The following is a 22,981-nucleotide window of genomic DNA, read 5'->3' on the forward strand; positions in this document are numbered from 1 at the left end:
AATTTTAGTCCTTTTGTCAGCACTTTATATTACTGATAGAAAGGATAAATGAGGCAAAAGTTACTGACGGAGCTGTCAGTAACTTTTTATTTCTCAAATTGTAAAATCAAAACCATCTAATGTTGCAAAATAATCAGCTGGCTTCTCTGCTCGACGAATTAAACGAGTCTTTCCATCTTCTTGAAGCATAACTTCGGCACTTCTTAATTTAGCATTATACTGGTAACCCATTGAGAATCCGTGCGCACCAGTATCATGAATCACTAATAAATCTCCTATTTCTATTTGAGGAAAGGCTCTTTCTTTTGCAAATTTATCATTATTCTCACATAAAGAACCTGTAATATCATAAATTTCAGTCGCTTCATCATTTTCTTTTCCAGCAACTGTGATGTGGTGGTAAGCACCATAAAAGGCTGGACGCATTAAGTTAACTGCTGATGCATCAACGCCAACATATTTTCGATAAGTTTCTTTAAGATGCAAAACTTTTGTAATCAAATGACCGTGTGGAGCAAGCATAAAACGTCCCAATTCGGTATAAATTTTTAGATTTTCTATTCCATTAGCGCTCAAAACTTCATCATAAGCTTCATGAACACCTTGTCCGATTTTTGCAATATCATTTGCCTCCTCATCAGGACGATAATTCACACCAATTCCACCTGATAAGTTAATGAAATCAAGGGTAATTCCGGTTTCTTCTCTAATTTCTAAAGCAAGCTTAAAGAGCTTGCGGGCAAGTTCTGGGTAATAATCATTGGTTACTGTATTTGAAGCCAAAAAACTATGCATTCCAAATTTTTTCACGCCTAATTTTTGCAAATCTTTAATTCCTTGGATGAGTTGGGCTTTTGTCATTCCGAATTTAGATTCTTCTGGATTATCCATAATTTTTGTTCCCATAGCAAAAACTCCACCGGGATTGTATCTCAAACTCATTGTTTCCGGAAAAATAAAATCTGTCAGATTTTTCAAAAATTCAATGTCTTCATAAGCATCAAGATTGATTGTCGCACCCAATTGATTAGCAAATTGAAATTCTTCAGCTGGAGTATCGTTTGATGAAAACATCATCTCAGAGCCGTCAAACCCACATTTTTCGGAAAGTAACAATTCGACATAAGAGGCGCAATCAACTCCACACCCCTCTTCATGAAGAATTTTTAAAATAGCTGGTGTGGGTGTCGCTTTCACAGCAAAAAATTCTTTAAATCCTTTATTCCAAGCAAAGGCTTTGTGAAGGTCACGCGCTTTTTGACGAATTCCTTTTTCATCATAAAGATGAAATGGTGTTGGAAATTCCTTTGTGATTTGTTCTAATTGTTCTTTTGTTACAAATGGTGTCTTCATCTCTCACCTCATTTTTAGATTATTTATAAGTATAGCATATCATCAAAAGCTTGGACACAAAAAAGTTCCTGCCATTTTTACTGACAGAAACTTTTTTTACTGACAGAATGATAATTTATGCTGTAGCCACTTTTATTAATTGTTCATCGACAATTTCAGCTGTTTTTCTTCCTTCACGGATTGCCCAAATAACCAAAGACGGACCTCGTCTGGCATCGCCTGCGACTAGAACTTTGTCATTATTTGTTCGATAATCATCATAGATTTCCTGAACACCAAATTTATCCAATAAGCCTGTGTCAGTGCCAACAAATCCCATAGCAAGTAAGACTAAGTCCGCTTCAATTACTTGTTCTGTCCCTTCTACTGCCTTGAAGTCAGGTCCAACTTTGGCTACTTTTAAACCTGTAAGTTGACCTTCAGCATTTGTTTGAAAAGCTGTTGCAGTCATTTGATAGGTTGTCAAATCAGTATTTCCCACAAATTCTGCTTCTTTTTGACCATAACCTGATCTCAAGGTCATTGGCCACTCAGGCCAAGGGTTATTATCTAAACGATTAGTGGGTAAACTTGGTGTGATTTCTAATTGAGAAACCAAAGCTGCTCCTAAACGAACTGCCGTTCCGATACAATCGTTCCCTGTATCTCCGCCACCAATGACTACTACTTTTTTTCCTTTTAATGATTGACTAATATTATCTTCGCCCTCTTCAAGGACAGTTTTAGTCGTTTCGGTCAGAAAATCAATGGCAAATCGAATTCCAACTGCTTCACGACCTGAAATATTTAAATCACGTGGAATCCCTGCGCCAATCGCCAAAATAATTCTATCAAAATTTACTGACAGGTCTTCGTAACTGATTGTCTTTCCAATCTCAGTATTCGTGACAAAAGTCACACCAAGTTCTGTCATTAAATCAATCCGTTTTTGAACGACTTTTTTATCCAATTTCATATTTGGAATGCCGTACATCAATAAGCCGCCCAAACGATCTGATTTTTCAAAAACAGTAACGCTATGTCCCAATTGATTAAGACGCCAAGCAGCTGACAGACCGGCAGGTCCAGACCCAATAATCGCTATTTTATAACCTGTCGGCTCCGCCGCTTTGCCAATTTCAGCCACCCATCCTTCATCATTTCCTAAATCACCCAAGAAACGTTCATTATCTTTAATGGTTACTCCTGCACCGTTTAAGGCCTCGGCACAAGATTTTTCACAAGGAGCAGGACAGACTCTGCCAGTAAATTCTGGAAAAGGATTGGTTAAAATCAAACGTTCATAGGCTTTTCTTTGTAGTCCTCGATAAATCAAATCATTCCACTCTGGAATATGATTATCATTTGGACAACCTGAGACAGCCCGTTTGCCCCCATAAAATATCCCTTGATGGCAAAAAGGAACATCACAATGCATACAACGTGCCGCTTGTTTTTGTCGTTCTTCAGTAGATAAGGGAACTTGCAGTTCAGCAAAATCCTTTATCCGCTCCGCTAATTCACGGTAAGGATTATCATTTCTTGGATAATTTAAAAATCCATTTGGATCAGCCATTAGCTTACCTCCGTTACTTTTTTAAAGGTTGTCATCGTAAGTGCTTCGCCTGACAATCCCGTTTTAACCAAATCTTCTTCAACATTTTTAATGTGATGATATTCTCTTGGATAAACTTTGACAAATTTTTCGCGTTCTGTTTGCCAATGTTCTAAAATGAATTTTGCTTTCGCTGAATCAGTATAATTCAAATGTTTCTTCAATAATTCTTCTAAAACTTCATCACCTGAAGTTTCATCTAAAGCATAAAGATCTACCATTTCCCGATTCACTTTATTTTCAAAATTGCCAGCGACATCATAAACATAGGCGATACCGCCAGACATCCCAGCCGCAAAATTACGACCTGTTGTACCAAGAACAACAGCGATACCACCAGTCATGTATTCACAACCATGGTCACCCGTTCCTTCCACAACAAAATGTGCTCCTGAATTTCGGACACCACAGCGCTCACCTGCACGACCTCGGAAATAAGCTTCGCCACCGATAGCCCCAAAGAGCGAAACATTCCCAACAATAGAAGTATTTTCAATATCATAAGCGGCATCTAGAGGTGGTTTTACAATCAAACGCCCACCTGACAATGATTTTCCAATATAATCATTGGCTTCGCCAATCAGAGTAACCTCCATACCAGCGGTTGCGTAAGAGCCAAAGGACTGGCCAGCAACCCCTTCGTATTCATAGCAAACAGAAGCATCTTTTAGACCAAAATTACCATAACGTTCAGCAATCCAACCTGCCATCCGCGCGGTCGTTGTTCGATTAATATTTTTAATCGTGCCATGAACCGTTGCCTGAGAACCATTATCAAGTGTAGCCTCCGTGAATTGGTCTAACTCTTTCCAAGCACGGGGATTAGCAAAAGGATCACTATGTCTTGTTGCAATCGGTAAGGCATGACCAAGCATACGGCTAAAGTCCAAACCTCGCATTTTAGCCGGTAAATCTTCTTTAGCTTGCAAGAGCTCGGCATGACCTACCAATTCATTGATTGTTCTAAAACCAAGTTCGGCTAAAAGTTCTCGAACTTCCTCAGCCATAAATTCCATTAAACGCACAATGTGCTCTGGTTTTCCAGCAAAGTTTGCTCTTAATCTAGGATTTTGTGTGGCAATACCTACGGGACAAGTATTTAAATGACAATTTCTTGTCATGATACATCCAATCGCAACCAAAGCTAAACTACCAAATGAATATTCTTCAGCACCTAGCATTGCAGCAATCGCAATATCTCGACCTGTGACTACTTTACCATCAGTTTCCAAAATCATTCGGTCACGTAAATTGTTCAAACTAAGCGTTTGGTGTGCTTCTGCCAGTCCCATTTCCCAAGGGAGACCTGCATCTCTTGTTGAGTTTCTAGGACTTGCTCCAGTTCCACCATCATAACCAGAAATAACAACTTTATCAGCTCCGGCTTTAACACATCCTGTAGCAATTGTTCCAACACCAGTCGATGAAACCAACTTAACGTTGATTTTTGCATAAGGATTGAGTTTTTTCAAGTCAAAAATAAGTTGCGACAAATCTTCAATGGAATAAATATCATGGTGAGGCGGCGGTGAAATTAAACTTACCCCAGGAGTTGAGTTTCGAACTTCTGCCACCCAAGGAAAAGCTTTTTTACCTGGCAATTGCCCCCCTTCACCTGGTTTAGCACCTTGTGAAATTTTAATTTGAATTTCTTCGGCAGACATTAAATAAGCAGCTGACACACCAAATCGGCCAGAGGCGACTTGTTTAATTTTAGAATTATTGATTGTGCCATAACGTTTTGCATTTTCACCACCTTCACCCGAATTGGATTTTGCACCAATAGAGTTCATGGCTTGAGCAATACATTCGTGAGCCTCTTGTGATAATGAACCAAATGACATGGCCCCAATTTTGAAACGTTTAACAATTTCACGAGCTGGTTCTACTTCGCTCATCTGAATGGACTTTCGATCAGATTTGATTTTCCAAGTGTGACGTAAGCTTGTCGGCGTTTTTAGAGCAATGTCATTTAGATACTGACTATATATTTTATATTTTTCAAAATCATTTTGACGGACAGCATTTTGAATTTGGTAAATCATTTGTGGGTCATAGATATGATGTTCTCCCTCATCCGCCCGGTATTGGAAAGAACCGCCTGTTTCCAATAAATCCTGTGCCCGATGTCCATAAGCTTTCTCATATCGTAAACGATATTCGTCCTCGATTTGGGCAAGAGAAAGTCCACCAATTCTTGTACTCGTACCTGTGAAGTACTTGTCAACGACTTCTTTGGATAAACCAATTGCTTCAAAAAGTTGAGCCCCTTTATAACCGACAATTGTTGAAATTCCCATCCGGCTCATGACCTTAACAATACCTTTTTCTGCCGCATGACGGAAATTTTCAAGTTGTTCAGGTGCTCCCATACCCCAGTCTGAAAGGGTTGCGTATGCACCATAAGGATGAATTCCTGAAACGCCATAACCTACAAGCGCTGCAAATTGATGAACTTCACAGACCTCAGCTGTATCTACAATAATTGCAAATTTAGACGCATTATGACGTCCTAACATATAATGATAAAGTCCTGACAAAGCAAGTAAAATAGGCATTGGTACTTTATTTTCAGCAAAGTCACGGTCAGAAAGCACGATAATAGTTGTTCCTTGATTAATCAAACTTTCTGCCTTATAAAAGAGTTTGTTCAATGCATTTTCTAAAAGGTCATCCTTATCATATAGGGTGGAAATCACTTCTGTATGATAATGTTCTTCCTTCAATGCTAAGATTTTTTCAAAGTCAGCCGTTGAAAGGACTGGACTGTCTAATTTTAACTTACGGACATTTTCACCTGTAATTTTTGCTGGATTCCCATCTTCTCCCAAATAGGTTTCTGTTCCAATGACAATTTGTTCCCTAATCGCATCAATTGGTGGATTGGTCACTTGAGCAAATTGTTGTTTGAAGAAATTATAAAGTGATTGAGCTTGGTCAGATAAAACTGCCAAAGGAGCATCAAAACCCATTGAAATTGTAGGTTCATTGGCTGATTCCGCCATTGGTAAAAGCACTGTCCGAATGACTTCGTCAGTATAACCAAATAATTTCCATAGGGTATTCATTTTTACTGACGGAATTGGATTTGTTTTTTCACTTTCTGTCAGTGCTGACAGTTTCTTCAAACCTGCTGACAGAAATTCTTGGTAGGGATATTTATTAGCATAATAACTCTTAACTTCTTCATTACGAATAATTTTTCCTTCGTCAGTATTTACTAACAACATGTTACCAGGTCCAAGAACTGATTTTTCAATGATTTCATCGGCTGGAATATCAACCACACCAGATTCGCTTGACAGAATGATAAAATTATCCTTTGTCACAAGATAACGACTCGGTCTTAAACCATTCCGATCAAGTCTTGCCCCAACGGTTTTTCCGTCAGTAAATACTAAAGCTGCCGGTCCATCCCAAGGCGCAATATGAGCAGTTGAATATTCGTAAAAAGCTTTTAATTCTGGGCTTAAGCCAGTTTGTTCTCCCCAAGCCTCAGGAATCATGGTCAGTAAACTTTCTGGAAGTTCTCGACCATTTCGATAGAAATACTCCATACAATTTTCTAATTTGGCGGAATCAGAATTTTCTTCATTGTACATTTCAATATCGTTGACTTTCATCCAGTTTTCAGCTCCACGAAGCGTGTTAATTTCGCCATTATGTGCTAGAAAACGAAAAGGTTGAGCCCGATTCCAAGAGGGAAAAGTATTGGTAGAAAAACGGCTATGTGTCAGTGCAATATGACTTTTGAAATCTTCATCAGACAAATCAGGATAAAAGAGTTTTACTTGATAAGCATGAAGCATTCCCTTATAAACGACCGTCTGACTAGATAATGAACAAATATATAATTCCTCTTCGTCAAAACGTTTTTCAAGATTTCGTCTGATAATAAATAAATCATTTTCAAAATTAGAAATTTCGCTGACAGCTTTTTCAGATGATTTTTTCTCAATAAAAACTTGAACAAAAGACGGCATAATTCCTTGAGCCGTTGCTCCACATGCTTCAAAATTAAAAGGAACTGTGCGCGTGAATAAGACTTCATATCCTTGAGCCTTAACAGCTGCCTTAATCGCTTCTAATTCTTGATGTTTTTTATTTTCCTTACGCGATAAGAAAAATTGCCCTACGGCATAATCACCAAGTTTTGGTAGTTCTACATCATGTTCTTTTGCAATCTTACGAAAGAATTCGTCAGGCAAAGCAAGTAAAATACCTGCCCCATCACCAGTTTCTGGTTCAGCACCCGTTCCACCACGATGATTCATCCTTGTTAACATGGTCAGCGCTCTCTCAACTAAAAGGTGACTAGCTTTACCGTCAATTTGGGCAATGAAGCCCATTCCACAAGCATCCGATTCAAAATCAGGCTGCCAAAGTGTCGTTTTCATGGCTTGTTTAGCTTTTTTATTCATAACACAACCTCTTTTATTTTACAATTTGGTTCTTTTATTCTACTAAAATTTCGATGAAATATCAATATATTCTGACAATTATATATAAATGTAATCTTTAGTAGCTTTATCAAAATTATAAAACCCCTTACAATTGACAAAAAGAAACTAAAATCATAAGATAAAAGAATGAATAAGAAACAATTAAAGGCACTAATTAATTCAGGAAAAACATACGATGACGCCGATTTAGACTTATCTGAATATCGTAACCATGCCCTTTTTGAAAGCCGCCGTTATAATCAAAAAATTAATAACAATGAGGGTTATCATCCAGAAATCTTAGAGAATCTTTTTGAACATTTAGGTAAAAATCCTTATATTGAATCTAATTTTCGCTGTGAATTTGGCTTCAATATAAGAATTGGCGATAATGTCCTCATTAATCATGATATGATTATTTTAGACTGTAATCAGGTCACGATTGGCAATAATGTTTACTTTGGCCCCCGCTGTGGTTTATTTGCTGCCAATCATTCGGAAGATCCAAGTTTAAGAACTGCTGGTGGGGTCTATTCAAAGCCAATTACGGTCGGGAACCAAGTTTGGCTGGGGGCAAATGTCAGCCTTCTTCCTGGTGTAAGCATTGGTGACAATAGTATTATTGGTGCAGGAAGCGTCGTTACCAAGGATATTCCAGAAAATGTGATTGCTGCTGGTAATCCTTGCCAAGTGATTCGTCCAATTCGAACAGAGGATCAAGAATGGATTAAAAAAGATAAATTATTTATTTCAAAATAAAAAAGCTAAAGAGTATTCTTTAGCTTTTTAAATTAATCAATTTTAACAATCCAGCCTTCTGGTGCTTCAACATCACCAAACTGAATGCCAACCAATTCATCATATAAACGTTTAACCGTTGGTCCTACTTCTGTTTCTGAATGGAAAATGTAAGAATCTTCTCCATCGTCAATACGACCAATTGGAGAGATAATTGCTGCTGTCCCACAAGCTCCTGCTTCAACAAATTTACCTAAATCTTTGGCATAAACTTCACCCTCAATCGCTTTGAGTCCCAAACGATGTTCAGCTAAATAAAGAAGAGAATATTTAGTAATTGAAGGTAAGATTGATGGACTCAATGGTGTGATAAATTCATTATCGGCTGTAATTCCAAAGAAATTTGCTGCCCCGACTTCTTCAATTTTAGTATGTGTACTTGGGTCAAGATAAATTGCATCTGCATAGCCTGAAGCTTTGGCACCAACTTCTGCTTGTAAAGAAGCTGCATAATTTCCTCCAACTTTGGCACCACCTGTACCAAGTGGAGCTGCCCTATCATAATCTCTTGAAATTACAAATTTTGAAGGAGCCAATCCGCCTTTAAAATAAGAACCAACCGGCATAGCAAAAACGGTGAAAATATATTCATCAGCAGGTTTCACACCAATAACATCACCAACCCCAATCAAAAGTGGACGGAGATAGAGCGTTGCACCCGTCCCATAAGGAGGCACAAAATCTTCGTTGGCTTTCACCACTTGTTTAACTGCATCAATAAACATTTCAGTTGGAACTTCTGCCATGCAAAGTCGACGCGCCGTGTTTTGCAAACGAGCAGCATTTTGGTCAGGACGGAAAAGTTGGATTGAACCATCCTTTGTTCGATAGGCTTTTAATCCTTCAAAACCTTGTTGACCATAATGCAAAGCAGGTGATGATTCACTAATATGAAGTTGATTATCTCCTGTTAGTTCTCCAGCACTCCATTTTCCATCTTTAAAACGAGCAATATAACGAAAAGGTAAGTTCCGATAGCTGAATCCTAAATTTTCCCAGTCTAAATTAATTGCCATAACATCCTCCAAATTTTTTTGTTATAATAGATTATATTATTTTCTGTAACATAAAACAAGAAAATATTCATGAAATTCAGTAAAAGTTCAAACAATTTTTTCAAATATAGTCAATTTCTCTATAAATGAATTTATAAAATTACTGAACAAAGGAGCAAAAATGAACTTTTTAAAAACAAACTGGGAAGACTTTGGTTTATTTTTATTAGATAAAGCAATTACAATTTTATTAATTAGTATTCTTTTTTTTATTCTCTATCAAGCCGGCTCTCGTATCGTTAAACGTTTATTTAAAAATTATAGTGAGCAAAAATGGACAGATACTTCGAGAATTTTAACCCTCTCTCGACTGACAACCAGTGCCATCCATTATCTTACAGTTTTTCTTTATATCTATACTGTCCTAGGAGTCATCGGAATTCCTGTTGCAAATATCCTTGCTGGTGCTGGTATTCTCGGAGTTGCTCTAGGTTTTGCTGGGCGAGATTTAGTCGCTGATATTATCAATGGCTTCTTTATCATCGTTGAACATCAAATCAACGTTGGAGATACTGTGGCTTTTGCTGGCCTTGACATCGAAGGGGTAGTAAAAACTGTAGGAATTCGTTCAATTACAGTAATTGGCGCTGATGGCGCAACGACTTTTATTCCTAATCGAAATATTGCTGCCCTCAAAAACTACTCATACAAAGAAAGAACTGTTAATCTTGATGTGCCAGTAACAAGTGAAAATCTGATTGAAAGAAAAAATCAGATTATGGAAGTTAATGCAAATTATCCTCAACTTAAATATTTAGGAATTATCAACATTGAAGACAAACTCTTCTTAAGAACAAGTTTAACAGCCCCATTATCTAAAATTACTCCTTTAAAAATGGAGATTTTAGATAAATATTATGAAAAATAATCACTGACAAACTTATGACTAAATAGAAAAAAACAAAATTTATCATCAAAATAAAAGCGATATAGATTAACGATATCGCTTTTGATTTTTCTTAAGATGAATATCGGTTTTTTTAGTGAGTAAAGCCATATGTTTTATTTTCAGGTTCTTCATGATATAGAATATGAGCCTTATTTAAAGCATCAATTGCTTCTTGCATATCTTGAACATAGTTAAATGCCATATTCATCCCAAAATCTGCTCGAATCACTAAACGTTGAATGATTTCATTTTCCAAATTTTGGGGAAGTGGATAAGCAGGCACTTGCCATCCCTTCATTAATAAACGGTCCGCCAAATCATAAAGATTCCAACCTCGATTTGAATCTTCTTTTAATTTATAGCAGACAATTGGCAATTGTGAGCCATCGTTCATAATTTCAAACATTCCAGTTTTTTCAATTTCTTTTGCTAAAAACATGGCTACTTTATGTGTTCTCTCATGAATAGCTTTATATCCATCAAATCCATAACGTACAAAATTATAATATTGACCAATTAATTGAGAGGCACTATGAGAAAAATTAATGGCCATCGTTGGTAGTTCTCCTCCAAGATAACTTACTTTAAAAATTAATTCTTCTGGTAAATATTTTTTGTCACGCCACAAAACCCAACCTACACCAGGATAAACTAAACCATATTTATGGCCTGAGGTATTGATTGAAATGACATTTTTCAAACGGAAGTCCCACTCAAGTTCTGGCTCAACAAAGGGAGCATAAAGCCCTCCTGAAGCAGCATCTACGTGAATATAAACTTTGTAATCTGTCTGTTTATTATATTCTTCAATTAAATTATCCAAAGCTTTGATATCATCATAACGACCAGTATAAGTAATCCCCATAATACCAACTACACCAATCGTGTACTCATCAACATAATCCATCACTTTATCCAAATTGATTGACATATGTTCTCTATCCATTGGCACTTCTCGCATTTCAATATCCCAATAAACACAGAATTTTTCCCAGCAAACTTGATAACCAGATGAAATAACTAAGTTTGGCTTTTTCGCATTAATGTCTAATCCTAATTTTTCTGCTCGCTTGCGCCAAGAAAACTTCATGGCCATTCCACCAAGCATACAAGCTTCTGAAGAACCAATTGTTGAAGTCCCCATAAATTTTTCTTTTTCACTCGCATTCCAAAGGTCAGCGATCATGTTGACGCAACGGTTTTCAATTTCAGTTGTTCTTGGATATTCCGATTTATCAATCGCATTTTTCTCCAAGGTCTGACTCATTAGTTTGACTGCTTCAGGTTCCATATAAGTTTGACAGAATGTGGCTAAATTTAAACGAGCATTCCCTTCATCTAACATTTCATCTTGGACTAACTGATAGGCCACTCGAGGCTCAATTGATTTTTGAGCTAATTTATATTTAGGCAAATCCACTTGTTCACTTTCTGAACCAAAAATTGGTTCCAAGAACTCTGCTTCATCGCGATTTTCTTTTCCGTATAACATAGGTACATCCTCCAATTTTTTAATGTTTTAAGATATGTTCTTCTTTTTTAATAATATGATGCTCACCACGAGCTGCTGGATAAATCGCGGGGTTCACATCTCTTGCTTTAAAGTGCCTTGGTTCTTCAATAGTATCATGTCCCCTTTTATCATGCAATTCATAAACAATAAATGGCAAGATAGCGGTCACAACAAAACTTATAAGAAGTATCATTTGGTAAGTATGAGTCTCATTTTTCGCAATTGATGCTGGAGGAACAAAGGAAATAAATAGAGCAAAAATTGATAATAAAAATCCAATTCCCGCAATGATTGTTTTTCCAACTCTTTTACCTGGGACATTATAAGTACGCTTTAAATTTTGTTTTTTATAGATTAAAACAAAGTAACCAATAAAGAATAAGAGATAACCTACCAAATAGATCACTACTGTCAGTGAAATGGCAACTAAGAAAGATAAATTATTTCCTCCTCCTCCAAAAGTTAATACAGCGCCCCAAAGTGTAACAATGATTCCTTGAATCATAACTAAAGGAACAGGGACTTCATGCGTATTTGTTTTACGTAAAAATTTTGGTAATAAGCCTCTTTGTGCTGCTGCAAACATCCCTCTAGAAGGGCCAACAACCCATGAACTCACTTCTCCCATAACCCCAAAGGCAATCATTAGTGCAATTACTTTAACTAACCATCCCAAATGATGATTAAAATGTAAGATTAACGTTTGAAAAGTTTGAATTACCCCTGCACTTAATGATAAGTCTTTTTGAGGAATAACCGCTGCTACAGAAAATCCACCTATGGCATCTAAAGAAATAGCTAAAATTACTAATAAAATCATTGCTAAGGGATAATTTCTCTTTGGGTTTTCAAGTTCATTAATGTGCGAAGCTGAAGCTTCTACCCCCATATAAGCAAGAATAAAAGAAACAAAAACTACTAAAGTTGATACTTGTGAAAAATCTGGTACAAAAGCATGCTTATTAATTGGTATCTCTATAGGGTTACCTCCGATAAAATATGCCGCTGCTAATCCAAACAAGACAATCGATGGAATCACTATTCCAACTATGAAACCTGCTTTTACTAATTTAGCAGTCCTTTGCGTCCCACCTAACTGAGAAAATGTCAATCCCCAAAAAATGATTAGTAAACCAATAAATTTAATCAATGGATCTGTATTAAGTGCCTGAAAATTTAACACATAAGAGAGGGCCCCTAAAATGAAATAGATCATAGTGACAAATCCAACTGTAATTTGGAACCACTGAAAAAATATGGCTGCAAAACCAAAGCGCTCCCCTAAAGTTTGGCTTACCCAACTAAAAATTCCACCATTTTTCCAACCTTCAACCGTCGCCATTTCTGCTGCACAGAGCGCTACGGGCAAAAACCAGAGTAGTCCTCCGAGAAGTAAAAAGAACACCAAATGTAATTTTGACGTGGCAAAAGTTGGATACTCATAGACAGTCAAAACCATTGAAGCGGTTAATGCAAAAAAACCGAATAATGATAATTTTTTTTGATTCATCATACCTCCTTATATTTATGATTGAATTTTTTAAAAGACTTGTTATATAGCCTCATACAACTCATCTTCATTTTCTAGTATATGCTCCAGAATAAAAAAAATCTCTTTTAAACTGTTGCTTTAAAGCAACAGCTCAAAAGAGACTAAATTGACTTTTTCAAATACTTTTCCATTTTTTTCTGATAGAATTCTTTTATCTTCATTCCTCCAAATTCTTCCAAAGTTTCAAGCGCATAATTTATTTTTTCTTCTCCCGCTTCTGCATTTTCAAAATTAAAAATAATGATACCTCTGGCAAGATGTCTTAATACTTCAGAATATAAATCGACACCTACAGTTCGATATTTTTTAGTCATTTCTAAAATATTTTCGGCTTTTGTTCTTTCTCCATTAGCCGCGTATATCGCAACGCTTTTATAGGCTATTTGCAATAGTCTCCTTCTATATTTTAAAACTCTACAGTAGTTTTCACATCTTTTGTCAAAGTTAAAGAGCAACAATTCCAATTGATTGACACTGAGATAATCAGATACAAAATAGAATAAAGTTAGTTCAAAATATCCCCACTCTTCAATATTACAAAGATAAGTTTCAATTTCCTTAACTTCTGTCTGACTAATAGTCCCAAGCTTCGTTTTAACGGTAATCGTCAGTAAATGATTCCCTGTTTCTTTAACCTCAGAATATAACTCTTTTATTTTATCTCGATTTTGACTAAATTCAGCTTTTTCCAATTCTAATATAAAAAATTCTTGAAAATTCGGCATATAATTATTTACTATCAATTCGTACTCAGCTAATGGAACTTGCATTTCTTCTAACATCAAATCTATGCGCTCAAAACTCATCATACACTTTCCATGTTCAAATCTAGATATATTTGAACGGTCTATTCCTAGTTTACTAAAGTATGATAATCCTAAATTCTTTTGGTTTCGTAACTTTTTAAAACAATCTCCATATTTTTTATACAATCTCAACATCCCCCAAACTATTATTTTTATTGTTTTTCAAGATTTATAACAGTTCATTAGCTATACTCTTTAATCAGTATATCAATGTAGCTGTTATTTCTGGATTTAAGAAATTACGCAATTGAGATTATAACTTATTTAAGACTTAATCGTCAAATTTATACCCGTTCATACAACAAGTATATCTTACATAATTTATAATAAAAAACATTTATATTACTTTATATTTCTCTTAGGATATTAAAGAAAATAGTGTGAAAGCTTATACTTGACTCATCATCTGCTCTGCCAGAATTTTAATATAAGTCTTTTGTTAAAATAATTATTATTAAAAAATATTGGAAATTATAACAGATGTAACTATACCAATTTCGAATATTTTATTAGTAACTAATTCTATAAAAAACTCTCTTTATTTATTATGTCATTTAGGTTAATATAAAATTAGTTTTTTATTAAAAAAGGAATAGTCTAAATAATTACTGACAGACCTGTCAGCAAAAAAACGTGAACAGATAACGTTCACGTTTTACATATTTTTACTGACAGAATCTACGATTTAAAATTGACCATTGTTTTAATCGGCTCATAGGACTTGCGATGAATTCTTGTGATACCATACTTTGTTAGAGCTTCAAGATGTTTTGCAGTTCCATAACCTGCATTATGTTCAAAATCATACTCAGGAAATTCACGAGCAAACTCTTTCATCATTTCATCACGGGTTACTTTAGCAACAATTGAAGCCGCCGCAATCGAGGCTGAGCGAGCATCTCCGTGAATAATTTTTGTCTGTGCAATAGGTAAATCCAAAACCATAGCATCAATTAAGAGGTGTTCTGGTTTAACAGATAATTTTAATACTGCCTGAATCATTGCAATTTTTGTTGCTTCATAAATATTTACTTCATCAATTTTTTCCGCATCAACAATCCCAATTCCTATTGCTAAAGCTTTTTCTTGAATTTCAGATAGGATAGCATGATGTTTTGATTTTGGCACTTTTTTACTATCATTTAAACCCCGAATTTTACAATTTTTAGGTAAAATGACTGCCGCAGTCACTACAGGACCTGCAAGTGGTCCACGACCAACTTCATCAATACCTGCAATTAACTGAATTCCTTGACCGTAAAGTTCTTTCTCAAATTCCAACATTTGTTCCAAACGAGCCGCTTCTGCTAACTCTGCTAAAATTTGTTTTTTCCTACTTTTAAGTGCTGCTTGAACCCCAGCCCGTTCATCAGCTTCATATTCCAAGAATTCTTTTGCTGACAAGTCTGTCAGTTTGGCTAAGGTCGCTTTAATTTCTTTAATGGTTTGTCCCATTTTACTCACCAACTCTCAAAAATTACTGACAGCTTTTCTGTCAGTAATTTTACATAATATTATTTATGTTATTGATACTGAAAATCTGTCAGTAATCACACAATCATAAAATCAAAGTCCGTCAACTCCGACTTCGTCCAAACAGAACAAGCCCAGTTTTCCATCTCGAACATCTTTGACAAACATATTATAGAAACGATCATAATCATCACGGAAACCAAATCTTGCAGTCAACTCCATAATTAAGTCTGGAATTTCAAGCTCCAAATCTTCTTCTGTCATTCGATATCGTTTCATTGTGACTGTTCGATAGTTCTTCAAAAAATAATTTAATCCAAAAATTGTTACCTCATCCATTGGCAATAAATCATCCTTAATTGCCCCAGTCAAAGCTAATTTTAAACCAACAAGTTGATCTTCAAATTTTGGCCAAAGAATACCTGGTGTGTCCAATAATTCTAATTCTTTATTGGTTCGAATCCATTGTTGACCCTTAGTTACCCCTGGACGGTTTCCAGTCACTGCAACTTTTTTACCTGCTAAGCGATTCATCAAAGTTGACTTCCCTGCATTCGGAATTCCGATAATCATTGTTCGCAAAGTAGTATGAGCAATGCCGCGCTCCTTATCATGAGCGACCTTATCAGCCATCAATTTTTTAGCAGCAACAGTTAATCTTTTTGCTGTATATTCTTCTTTAGAATTAATGGCTAAAGTTATAAAACCTTGTTCATCAAAATATTCAATCCATTGTGCTACCGCATTAGAATCAGCTAAATCAGCTTTATTTAAAGCAATAATTCTTGGTTTATCCCCAATAATTTGCCCCAACATCGGATTACGTGAAGAAATAGGGAGACGAGCATCAACCAATTCAATCACAAAATCAACATATTTTAAATTTTCTTGCACCTGACGACGTGCTTTGGACATATGCCCAGGAAACCATTGTATCACCATATTAATACTCCTCAAATCAACTGTAATCTCTACAGCTTTTATATATTTATAATTTCACATTCAGATAAGAATCAAGACTTAGCTGAGTTTTTATTCTACTAAAAGAATACAAATTTGAATTCTAATTTTTGCCCTCTTTTAAACCCAAAAGAATATAAAAAATGGACAAAGATTACCTTATCCATTTTAGCATTTTTCAACTTTTTTTGTAATCCTCAATTTTCAGGATTCAGATTTTCCGATTTTTAATAAATCAAGACCCAAAGTTAATTCTCTTAAGACCTTTTTAAAAACCTCTACAGAGAAAGAGGGTGATGTTGTCAAAGTTAAGAAAGTTTCTCCCCGATCAGTAATCGTGTAGTCTGTATCATAAAAACCATTCTTTTTATAGAATTTTAGACGTTTTACTCTCTGTTCATAATTATCTGCACTCGGATCAAGTCTCTCAATGTTTAAAGTAATATTTGTACCTGAGAATTTTTCTTTTAAAGTCTCTAAAATCGCTGAACCATAACCTTTAGACTGAACCTGATTATTAACTGCTAAATATAAAACAAAAGTCATCTCTTCATGACTCACAAGGTAAGAAATACCACAAAATTCATCATTTTGATAGTAAGCCCAGAAATGTACATTTTTCTTCAAGGCCCAAAGTTTTAGCAGACAAATTGGATATTGTTCTTCTTTAGGAAAAGAATTTTTAACTAAATCTATGGCTTGACGATATTCCGGTAAAGTTTTAGATACATTTTTTATTTCTAAATTCATCATTTCTCCTCTACTTTAAGGGTAATATATCGATTATATCAAAAAAGATTTAGAGGTCATAATGAAGTCCTTTTACTATTAGTATAAAATATCTAATCTAGTCTTATAAGCCAATTATTTAATGTTTGAAAGATGGCTTCTTGCTGTTGAAGATTAGAAATTGACGACTTTTTATCTCCTTTTTGAAAACCATAGCTCCCAAATCCACTATGGTTTCCACCTTCTATAGTAATATATTTCGTTTGTTGTGGAAGATATTGTTTCGCCTTTTGATATGATGACCAGTTTAGGACCCCATCTTGAGAACCAACTATAGATAATATTCCTCCATTAAAATTAGTTAGACTTCCTTTTTTATCAGGATAACTAGCTAAAAAGAAAACTCCTTTTAATGATGAATCAGATGTTCTTTTTTCTGCAAACCGACTTGCAATTACCCCACCTAATGAATGGCCACCGACCACATAATCATTGATTTTATTTGCTTTAATAATTGAGGAAGCTTTATCTGGATTAAACACTGCTAAATTTAAAGGTTCTTTTATTAGATAAACCGTATATCCTGATTTAGCAAGTTTATTTGCCCAAATACTATAACTCTTATTATCTACTAGAGCCCCCTGATAAAAGATAATGCTTGTTTTGTTAGGATTTCCTTTAAATACAAGGGTATCATTCTGAACTTCAGCTTTTTGTGAAATTTTTAAAGCTTCAGAAGTGGGATAGTAGCTATTCGTCTTAAGGTAAAAAAATATAAAAGTAGCAATTATCAGTATTACCACTCCCGAAAAACCTAAAATTTTCTTTAACTTACTTTTTTTCATTCTTACTTCATTCTCCATATTGATATTATAATTATTATAACATGACAACAAAAACTAAAACGATTATATATTTACAATAATAAGATAAATAAACATTTTGCATTAATTTGCATTTTTGGCATATTTTTGATTAAACAATTGCAACTTATTGCTTAATTTCATGCGCTATGTTATGATAGTTAAAAAGGAGAGAGAATGTTATTAGAAGAAAGACTATCCAAAATTAGCCAAATCGTTGATAAAGAAGGTAGTGCCACAATTGATTTTCTAGCTCAAAAACTTGAAGTTTCAAAAGATACAATTAGGAGAGATTTAATAAAGTTAGAATCCAGAAAAAAATTGCATCGAGTTCACGGTGGAGCAATTCCAATCGGCAAAGAGGCTGAGATTTTGAATTATGAAGAACGCTCAAATATTTCCAGCAGTTTAAAGAAAAAAATAGCAAGTAAAATAAAAAATCTCATAAAAGATCATAGCACTCTTATTTTTGATTCATCAACAACCGTCGAAGCTGCTATAAAACAACTTGATAACTTCTCTATCTCAACCATCACAAACTCCCTCACCAATGCAATATTACTTTCGAAGTATGAGAAGGCAACTGTACAACTTCTTCCCGGAAAATTAAACAAGAATCAACTATTCTTGTACGGCGCGGAAACCGTTGAAAAACTCTCTCAATATCAAGTTGATTTTACAATTTTAGGCGTTTTCGCTCTTTCTAATAATGGTTTGTTTATCCATACTGAAGAGGAAGGCCTCGTCAAAAGAAAAATGATTCAACAAGGAAAGCAAGTCATAGCCTTAGCAGATCATACCAAACTTAATAAAGAAGGATTCTTTAAAATTTGTGATTTAAAAGAAATAGACTATCTCATCACTGATGAAAAAATTGAAGGTGAATTGATGAATAATTTAAATGATAATAATGTGAAAGTGGTGACTATAAATGAATAAAGAAATTGTTTACGAAAAAATAAACGAACCAAAGCTCTTTAATAATGTTCCACCGGTTACACTAACGGACAAAACATTAAAGGACCGAAAAGAAAAGCTTTTAACAATAATGGCTAAAGAACAATACGATGCATTAATTATCTATGCAGACAAAGAACATGGCAGCAATTTTGAATACTTTACTGGATTTATTCCACGTTTTGAGGAAGGATTACTCATTATTGATAAAAATGATAAAGCCACGCTTGTTTTGGGTAATGAGAATTTAAAAATGTCTAAACACTCAAGAATTGAAGCTAACCTTATTCATTACCCTCAATTTTCTTTGCCAAATCAACCCATGGATAACGAAAAAAGTCTAACTCAGATTTTTAAGGAGTTAGAACTTTATAAAAACAAAAAAATCGGCTTGATTGGCTGGAAGATGTTTACCACACAAAATGAAGAGCCTTCAGAATTATTTGATCTTCCCTACTTTATCGTAGACGCAGTAAAGAATTCACTCTCAACAGATACAATTGTAACTAACGCTGCTCACCTCCTCATTGGTCCAAAAGGAATTCGGACGATAAACAATGCAAACGAACTCGCGCATTATGAATATGGAGCTAATCTTGCCTCTCGTTGCATTCTAAATGCCATGAATCAGCTTAAAATAGGAGTGAAAGAAAGTGAAATTGGCGCAATACTCTCGGACGAAGGGCAAGCCCATTCTGTAATTACAATTGCAGCTTCTGGAGAAAGATTTAAAAAGGCCAACTTCTATCCCACTTATAAAGAAATAGACTTTGGAGAACCAATTTCAATGACAACAGGTTTCAAAGGAGGCTTGTCTAGTCGAACTGGTTTTTTAATTAATGAAGAAAAAGAATTGCCAGATAATCAAAAACATTATCTTACTGATCTTGTCATTCCTTATTATAAAGGAGTCGTTTCTTGGCTAGAAAATATTTCCATCGGAATGTTGGGAAATGATTTCTATAAAATGATTGATGAAAATTTGCCAAAAGCAAAGTATAATTGGCATTTAAATCCAGGGCACTATGTCGCTGATGAAGAATGGATGGCCTCTCCTTTCTATCAAAATTCAAAAGTGAAAATTGCTAGTGGAATGATTTTTCAAATTGATATTATTCCATCTGTAGAAGGTTTAGCAGGCGTAAGTGCTGAAGAATGCGTAGCTATTGCTGATCAGTCACTTAAAAATGAGCTTAAAAATGAATATCCCGAACTATGGCAAAGAATTATAACACGAAGAAACTACCTCATAAATGAGTTAAACATCAATTTAAGTCCAGATGTGCTTCCTTTATCAAATACAGTGGGCTACCTAAGACCTTTCCTCTTAGAAAAGTCGAAAGCCTTGAAAGTCAAATAAAGTTAATACTTATAAAAAAGAAGAATTCTATTCGGTAGAATTCTTCTTTTTTTCTTCACATAAAACTATCTTTCATTTTTTGAGCAAAGAAAGAATTGACTAATCCTATTTTTAGAATTAGTACAACATATTTGGGAAGGCATTAAAGTAATCAAAAACATCGCTGAACTTATAACGATAAGAAAATCAATAATTATATTTTGTTTCAGATGAATTATAAAACCTAGAATCATAATCAGTACCAATAAACAGAATATCAAAATTATGCCACTTGCTCTTAACCCGACATCACGCCATCTTCTAACAGTCATCGTAATAACTGGGACAAGTAAAAACAAATAGATGATTCCAATAATAAAGATTGGTATATTAAGAAATGTACTCTCCATTATTTCTTGAACATTTCCTCCACCTGAAATATTCATTAAAGAACCAAAAATTAAGTAAGATAAAATGACTGTTGGAATGATCGAAAGTATTAATAAACTTAATATGACATACCAAAAATCCAGCCGACTCGTTTTACCTTTAAAATTAAAATATTCTCTAAAAAATTTTTTATAGGCATTGACTAAAACAACTTCTCCAACCATTGCCCCTCCTTTTTTATCAATATTAATTAAAAAAGAGCTAAGAAAACAAAGCTCTTATAAAATAATTGTTATAATTAATCTACTTTTCTAAATCGAATAAATAGCACAAGTGAACCAAGTATAAGTAAGAAAGAACCAAACAAAGTAATTTTTTTCATTCCTTGTTCTTTATCACCTGTTTCAGGTAGATTCTTTTCTTTAGAAGTTACAACTGATTCTTTATCTTTAACAGTCTTAGACCCTTTCGTTGTTTCATTCTCCCTAGAGTCTGGATTTACATTATTTTTACCACTAGAATCTGTAATAACTTCTTCTGGTTTATTAGGATTAGCATTTTTCTCATAAACGTAAGTTACTGTTTGAGGGCTATTAGTATATTGGCCTGAGGCATTACCAATTATATTCTTGAAAGTATAACCAGTTAGTTCTTTCTTTTCTGTATGATAAGTTTCACCAATATTCCCTGTCTGAATAACATCACCGAAAAGTGATTTACCATCTGTATCTATATACTTGACCGTCACTTGACCAAGTATCTTAGCATCTTTCTGATAAATATAAGTTATTGTTTGAGGACTATCCGTAAATTTACCGGTTGCATCACCATCCACTTTAATTAAAGAGTATCCTTGGAAACTTAGTTCTTTTGAATTATAAGTTGCTCCTACATAACCATTTAAAACCTCTGACGGTGCTAGTTCTTGACCATTTTCATCTTGATACTTAACCGTGACTGGTGCTCCATCATCAACGACATCAAATTGATGTAAATAAGTACCTGAGGATATTGCATAAAACGTATAGCCATCGGGAACTGCATACGTTCCTGCTGGGTTATTTAAACGAGCATTATACTCAAAAGATTTTATCCCTTGATATTCTTCAGGACTAACTGAATTGATAGTGATTCCATTGTCATCTATTTGCAAACGACTGGCTGGAAGTTGAGTTCCATTAAAATCAAAATAAGTATTACTGGCAGAGTTTGAAGTTGAAAAAGGTGGAATATAACCATCAAAATTCGTCATTCGATTAGGCATCATTGAAAATGGAATATAAACACTTTGCTCAGCTTCATTATATTTCAAGCTCGATCTTGTCACCGTAGTTGGAGGATCATTTCTTCCAGTATTTTGACCAAATGCTGCCAAGTCAGACATTATTGGAAAATCTTTAATGACAGTAAAATCTGTGATCCCACAAAATTGAACACTAAGACTCTTTAGGTTTGGAAGAACTTTTAATGGCTCAATGGTTGTAATATTCATATTACTATCCATATAAAGTCTTACTAAAGCTTTTAAATTAACAATTTTTGCTAATACAGAATTATCCACGCTAGTTCCACCAATTGACAAATTTGTCAAACCCTGACTTGCTGTAAGATTTGGAAAGTTATCACTGGTTAATGAACTAGTCTGTAGGGTAACAAATGTCAGTTTGGTTAATGATTCTAATGGTGTAAAATCTGTGATTTTGTTATTGACGTTAATATAAATTGATGAAAGATTGGTTGCATGTTCAAGTCCAACTAGGCTATAAATATCTACTGAATTTAAAGTTAAATTCGTTAATTTATCCATATCTGTCTGAGTCAGTTCAGCAGTCGTTGCAAGCCCTAAAGTTGATAAAATTGTTTGTTTTAAATTTGGGTCTGGCACAGAGATTGTGGCACTTACTGCTGCTTTTGGTTCAGCAAACGTTGTTGAAGCAACTACTTCCTCTTTTTGCGCCAATTTTTTTGAATCAGAAGTCAGACTTTCAGAAGGCGCTAAGCTAGTAGTAGAAGAACTTTCTGGTAAAGAAATCGTTGAATTGCTTTGGTTTTGATCATTAGTAGAGGATTCCACCGTTTGACTTTCAGATGTAGTTTCAGAAGCATCTTTTTGACTTGTTGGTGCTGTTTGTTCAGATTCTGTTTCTGTTTCAGTTGCCGAGACACTTAAGGGTGTTAAGGCCAATGGTAAAGACAAACAAAACAGCATAAGATAAAGACTACTCTTATGTTTCCATTTATTTAAATGTATCTTTTTCATAATAACTC

The 22,981-nt window shown here is 34.7% G+C and carries 18 protein-coding genes; 5 read left to right on the forward strand and 13 right to left on the reverse strand.

The genetic code is table 11. The features are described 5' to 3' along the window. Positions 1-93: 93 nt before the first annotated feature. The 3 genes from lysA to gltB all read right to left on the reverse strand — a co-directional run bounded on the left by lysA (position 94) and on the right by gltB (position 7,368). On the reverse strand, positions 94-1,353 hold the full coding sequence (gene lysA / locus ACRYLU_RS06260; RefSeq protein ID WP_260310352.1) for a diaminopimelate decarboxylase: 1,260 nt from the start codon (positions 1,351-1,353) through the stop codon (positions 94-96). A 115-nt stretch (positions 1,354-1,468) separates the two neighbouring features. Then, positions 1,469-2,908 (reverse strand): glutamate synthase subunit beta, encoded by a 1,440-nt coding sequence (locus ACRYLU_RS06265; RefSeq protein ID WP_260310353.1) that lies wholly within the window; start codon positions 2,906-2,908, stop codon positions 1,469-1,471. Then, a complete protein-coding gene (gene gltB, locus ACRYLU_RS06270) occupies positions 2,908-7,368 on the reverse strand; it encodes a glutamate synthase large subunit (RefSeq protein ID WP_311867181.1) in 4,461 nt (1,486 codons plus the stop codon). Before gltB ends, ACRYLU_RS06265 begins: the two co-directional genes overlap by 1 nt. 168 nt (positions 7,369-7,536) lie before the next feature. Here gltB and ACRYLU_RS06275 point away from each other — a divergent pair, with 168 nt between their 5' ends. Next, on the forward strand, positions 7,537-8,148 hold the full coding sequence (locus tag ACRYLU_RS06275) for a sugar O-acetyltransferase (protein ID WP_098393745.1): 612 nt from the start codon (positions 7,537-7,539) through the stop codon (positions 8,146-8,148). Between the two features lie 32 nt (positions 8,149-8,180). On the opposite strand, the gene ACRYLU_RS06280 is transcribed toward ACRYLU_RS06275, so the two are convergent. Beyond that, positions 8,181-9,203: a branched-chain amino acid aminotransferase gene (locus ACRYLU_RS06280; RefSeq protein ID WP_058205724.1), complete on the reverse strand. Its 1,023-nt coding sequence runs from the start codon at positions 9,201-9,203 to the stop codon at positions 8,181-8,183. Positions 9,204-9,363: 160 nt separating this feature from the next. On the opposite strand from ACRYLU_RS06280, the gene ACRYLU_RS06285 reads away from it, so the two are divergent. After that, positions 9,364-10,110: a mechanosensitive ion channel family protein gene (locus ACRYLU_RS06285; protein WP_038600768.1), complete on the forward strand. Its 747-nt coding sequence runs from the start codon at positions 9,364-9,366 to the stop codon at positions 10,108-10,110. Between the two features lie 112 nt (positions 10,111-10,222). Here the strand turns inward: ACRYLU_RS06285 and ACRYLU_RS06290 are convergent, their stop codons facing one another. The 4 genes from ACRYLU_RS06290 to ACRYLU_RS06305 form a co-directional block, all read right to left on the reverse strand. Beyond that, positions 10,223-11,623, reverse strand: coding sequence for a glutamate decarboxylase (locus ACRYLU_RS06290; RefSeq protein WP_260310357.1), 1,401 nt, complete (start codon positions 11,621-11,623; stop codon positions 10,223-10,225). A gap of 19 nt (positions 11,624-11,642) precedes the next feature. Next, positions 11,643-13,154: a glutamate:gamma-aminobutyrate antiporter gene (gadC, locus tag ACRYLU_RS06295; protein WP_260310358.1), complete on the reverse strand. Its 1,512-nt coding sequence runs from the start codon at positions 13,152-13,154 to the stop codon at positions 11,643-11,645. 143 nt (positions 13,155-13,297) lie between these two features. Next, positions 13,298-14,128, reverse strand: a complete 831-nt coding sequence (locus ACRYLU_RS06300; protein WP_038600759.1) for an XRE/MutR family transcriptional regulator — start codon at positions 14,126-14,128, stop codon at positions 13,298-13,300. Positions 14,129-14,680: 552 nt separating this feature from the next. Continuing rightward, positions 14,681-15,457: a ribonuclease HII gene (locus ACRYLU_RS06305; protein ID WP_445080773.1), complete on the reverse strand. Its 777-nt coding sequence runs from the start codon at positions 15,455-15,457 to the stop codon at positions 14,681-14,683. Here ACRYLU_RS06305 and ACRYLU_RS06310 point away from each other — a divergent pair. Beyond that, positions 15,444-15,566 carry a hypothetical protein gene (locus ACRYLU_RS06310; protein WP_023189198.1) on the forward strand — a complete coding sequence of 41 codons (123 nt, stop codon included), beginning with the start codon at positions 15,444-15,446 and terminating at the stop codon, positions 15,564-15,566. The genes ACRYLU_RS06305 and ACRYLU_RS06310 overlap by 14 nt on opposite strands. Positions 15,567-15,568: 2 nt before the next feature. Here the strand turns inward: ACRYLU_RS06310 and ylqF are convergent, their stop codons facing one another. The 3 genes from ylqF to ACRYLU_RS06325 form a co-directional block, all read right to left on the reverse strand. Beyond that, positions 15,569-16,417 carry a ribosome biogenesis GTPase YlqF gene (gene ylqF / locus ACRYLU_RS06315; protein ID WP_081037474.1) on the reverse strand — a complete coding sequence of 283 codons (849 nt, stop codon included), beginning with the start codon at positions 16,415-16,417 and terminating at the stop codon, positions 15,569-15,571. A gap of 222 nt (positions 16,418-16,639) precedes the next feature. Beyond that, positions 16,640-17,185 carry a GNAT family N-acetyltransferase gene (locus tag ACRYLU_RS06320; protein ID WP_260310361.1) on the reverse strand — a complete coding sequence of 182 codons (546 nt, stop codon included), beginning with the start codon at positions 17,183-17,185 and terminating at the stop codon, positions 16,640-16,642. A 92-nt stretch (positions 17,186-17,277) separates the two neighbouring features. After that, positions 17,278-18,009: an alpha/beta hydrolase gene (locus tag ACRYLU_RS06325; protein WP_445080774.1), complete on the reverse strand. Its 732-nt coding sequence runs from the start codon at positions 18,007-18,009 to the stop codon at positions 17,278-17,280. A gap of 195 nt (positions 18,010-18,204) precedes the next feature. On the opposite strand from ACRYLU_RS06325, the gene ACRYLU_RS06330 reads away from it, so the two are divergent. Both ACRYLU_RS06330 and ACRYLU_RS06335 read left to right on the forward strand, forming a co-directional pair. Beyond that, on the forward strand, positions 18,205-18,966 hold the full coding sequence (locus ACRYLU_RS06330) for a DeoR/GlpR family DNA-binding transcription regulator (RefSeq protein ID WP_058205728.1): 762 nt from the start codon (positions 18,205-18,207) through the stop codon (positions 18,964-18,966). Beyond that, positions 18,959-20,344, forward strand: coding sequence for a M24 family metallopeptidase (locus ACRYLU_RS06335; RefSeq protein WP_311866594.1), 1,386 nt, complete (start codon positions 18,959-18,961; stop codon positions 20,342-20,344). The genes ACRYLU_RS06330 and ACRYLU_RS06335 overlap by 8 nt, the downstream gene beginning before the upstream one ends. Positions 20,345-20,409: 65 nt before the next feature. Here the strand turns inward: ACRYLU_RS06335 and ACRYLU_RS06340 are convergent, their stop codons facing one another. Beyond that, positions 20,410-20,937, reverse strand: coding sequence for a DUF805 domain-containing protein (locus ACRYLU_RS06340; protein WP_260310364.1), 528 nt, complete (start codon positions 20,935-20,937; stop codon positions 20,410-20,412). Between the two features lie 74 nt (positions 20,938-21,011). Beyond that, positions 21,012-22,973 carry a MucBP domain-containing protein gene (locus ACRYLU_RS06345; protein WP_445080775.1) on the reverse strand — a complete coding sequence of 654 codons (1,962 nt, stop codon included), beginning with the start codon at positions 22,971-22,973 and terminating at the stop codon, positions 21,012-21,014. Between the last annotated feature and the right edge of the window lie 8 nt (positions 22,974-22,981).

The sequence above is a fragment of the Lactococcus sp. KTH0-1S genome, from assembly GCF_052544945.1.

Bases quoted from the DNA above. Each gene is read 5' to 3' on its own strand.
- ACRYLU_RS06330 (WP_058205728.1), top strand. From the start codon at position 18,205: ATGTTATTAGAAGAAAGACTATCCAAAATTAGCCAAATCGTTGATAAA.
- ylqF (WP_081037474.1), bottom strand. From the start codon at position 16,417: ATGGTGATACAATGGTTTCCTGGGCATATGTCCAAAGCACGTCGTCAG.
- gadC (WP_260310358.1), bottom strand. From the start codon at position 13,154: ATGAATCAAAAAAAATTATCATTATTCGGTTTTTTTGCATTAACCGCT.
- ACRYLU_RS06320 (WP_260310361.1), bottom strand. From the start codon at position 17,185: ATGAATTTAGAAATAAAAAATGTATCTAAAACTTTACCGGAATATCGT.
- lysA (WP_260310352.1), bottom strand. From the start codon at position 1,353: ATGAAGACACCATTTGTAACAAAAGAACAATTAGAACAAATCACAAAG.
- ACRYLU_RS06275 (WP_098393745.1), top strand. From the start codon at position 7,537: ATGAATAAGAAACAATTAAAGGCACTAATTAATTCAGGAAAAACATAC.
- ACRYLU_RS06345 (WP_445080775.1), bottom strand. From the start codon at position 22,973: ATGAAAAAGATACATTTAAATAAATGGAAACATAAGAGTAGTCTTTAT.
- ACRYLU_RS06265 (WP_260310353.1), bottom strand. From the start codon at position 2,908: ATGGCTGATCCAAATGGATTTTTAAATTATCCAAGAAATGATAATCCT.
- ACRYLU_RS06335 (WP_311866594.1), top strand. From the start codon at position 18,959: ATGAATAAAGAAATTGTTTACGAAAAAATAAACGAACCAAAGCTCTTT.
- ACRYLU_RS06340 (WP_260310364.1), bottom strand. From the start codon at position 20,937: ATGGTTGGAGAAGTTGTTTTAGTCAATGCCTATAAAAAATTTTTTAGA.
- ACRYLU_RS06325 (WP_445080774.1), bottom strand. From the start codon at position 18,009: ATGAAAAAAAGTAAGTTAAAGAAAATTTTAGGTTTTTCGGGAGTGGTA.
- ACRYLU_RS06290 (WP_260310357.1), bottom strand. From the start codon at position 11,623: ATGTTATACGGAAAAGAAAATCGCGATGAAGCAGAGTTCTTGGAACCA.
- ACRYLU_RS06310 (WP_023189198.1), top strand. From the start codon at position 15,444: ATGGTTTGTCCCATTTTACTCACCAACTCTCAAAAATTACTGACAGCT.
- ACRYLU_RS06305 (WP_445080773.1), bottom strand. From the start codon at position 15,457: ATGGGACAAACCATTAAAGAAATTAAAGCGACCTTAGCCAAACTGACA.
- gltB (WP_311867181.1), bottom strand. From the start codon at position 7,368: ATGAATAAAAAAGCTAAACAAGCCATGAAAACGACACTTTGGCAGCCT.
- ACRYLU_RS06285 (WP_038600768.1), top strand. From the start codon at position 9,364: ATGAACTTTTTAAAAACAAACTGGGAAGACTTTGGTTTATTTTTATTA.
- ACRYLU_RS06280 (WP_058205724.1), bottom strand. From the start codon at position 9,203: ATGGCAATTAATTTAGACTGGGAAAATTTAGGATTCAGCTATCGGAAC.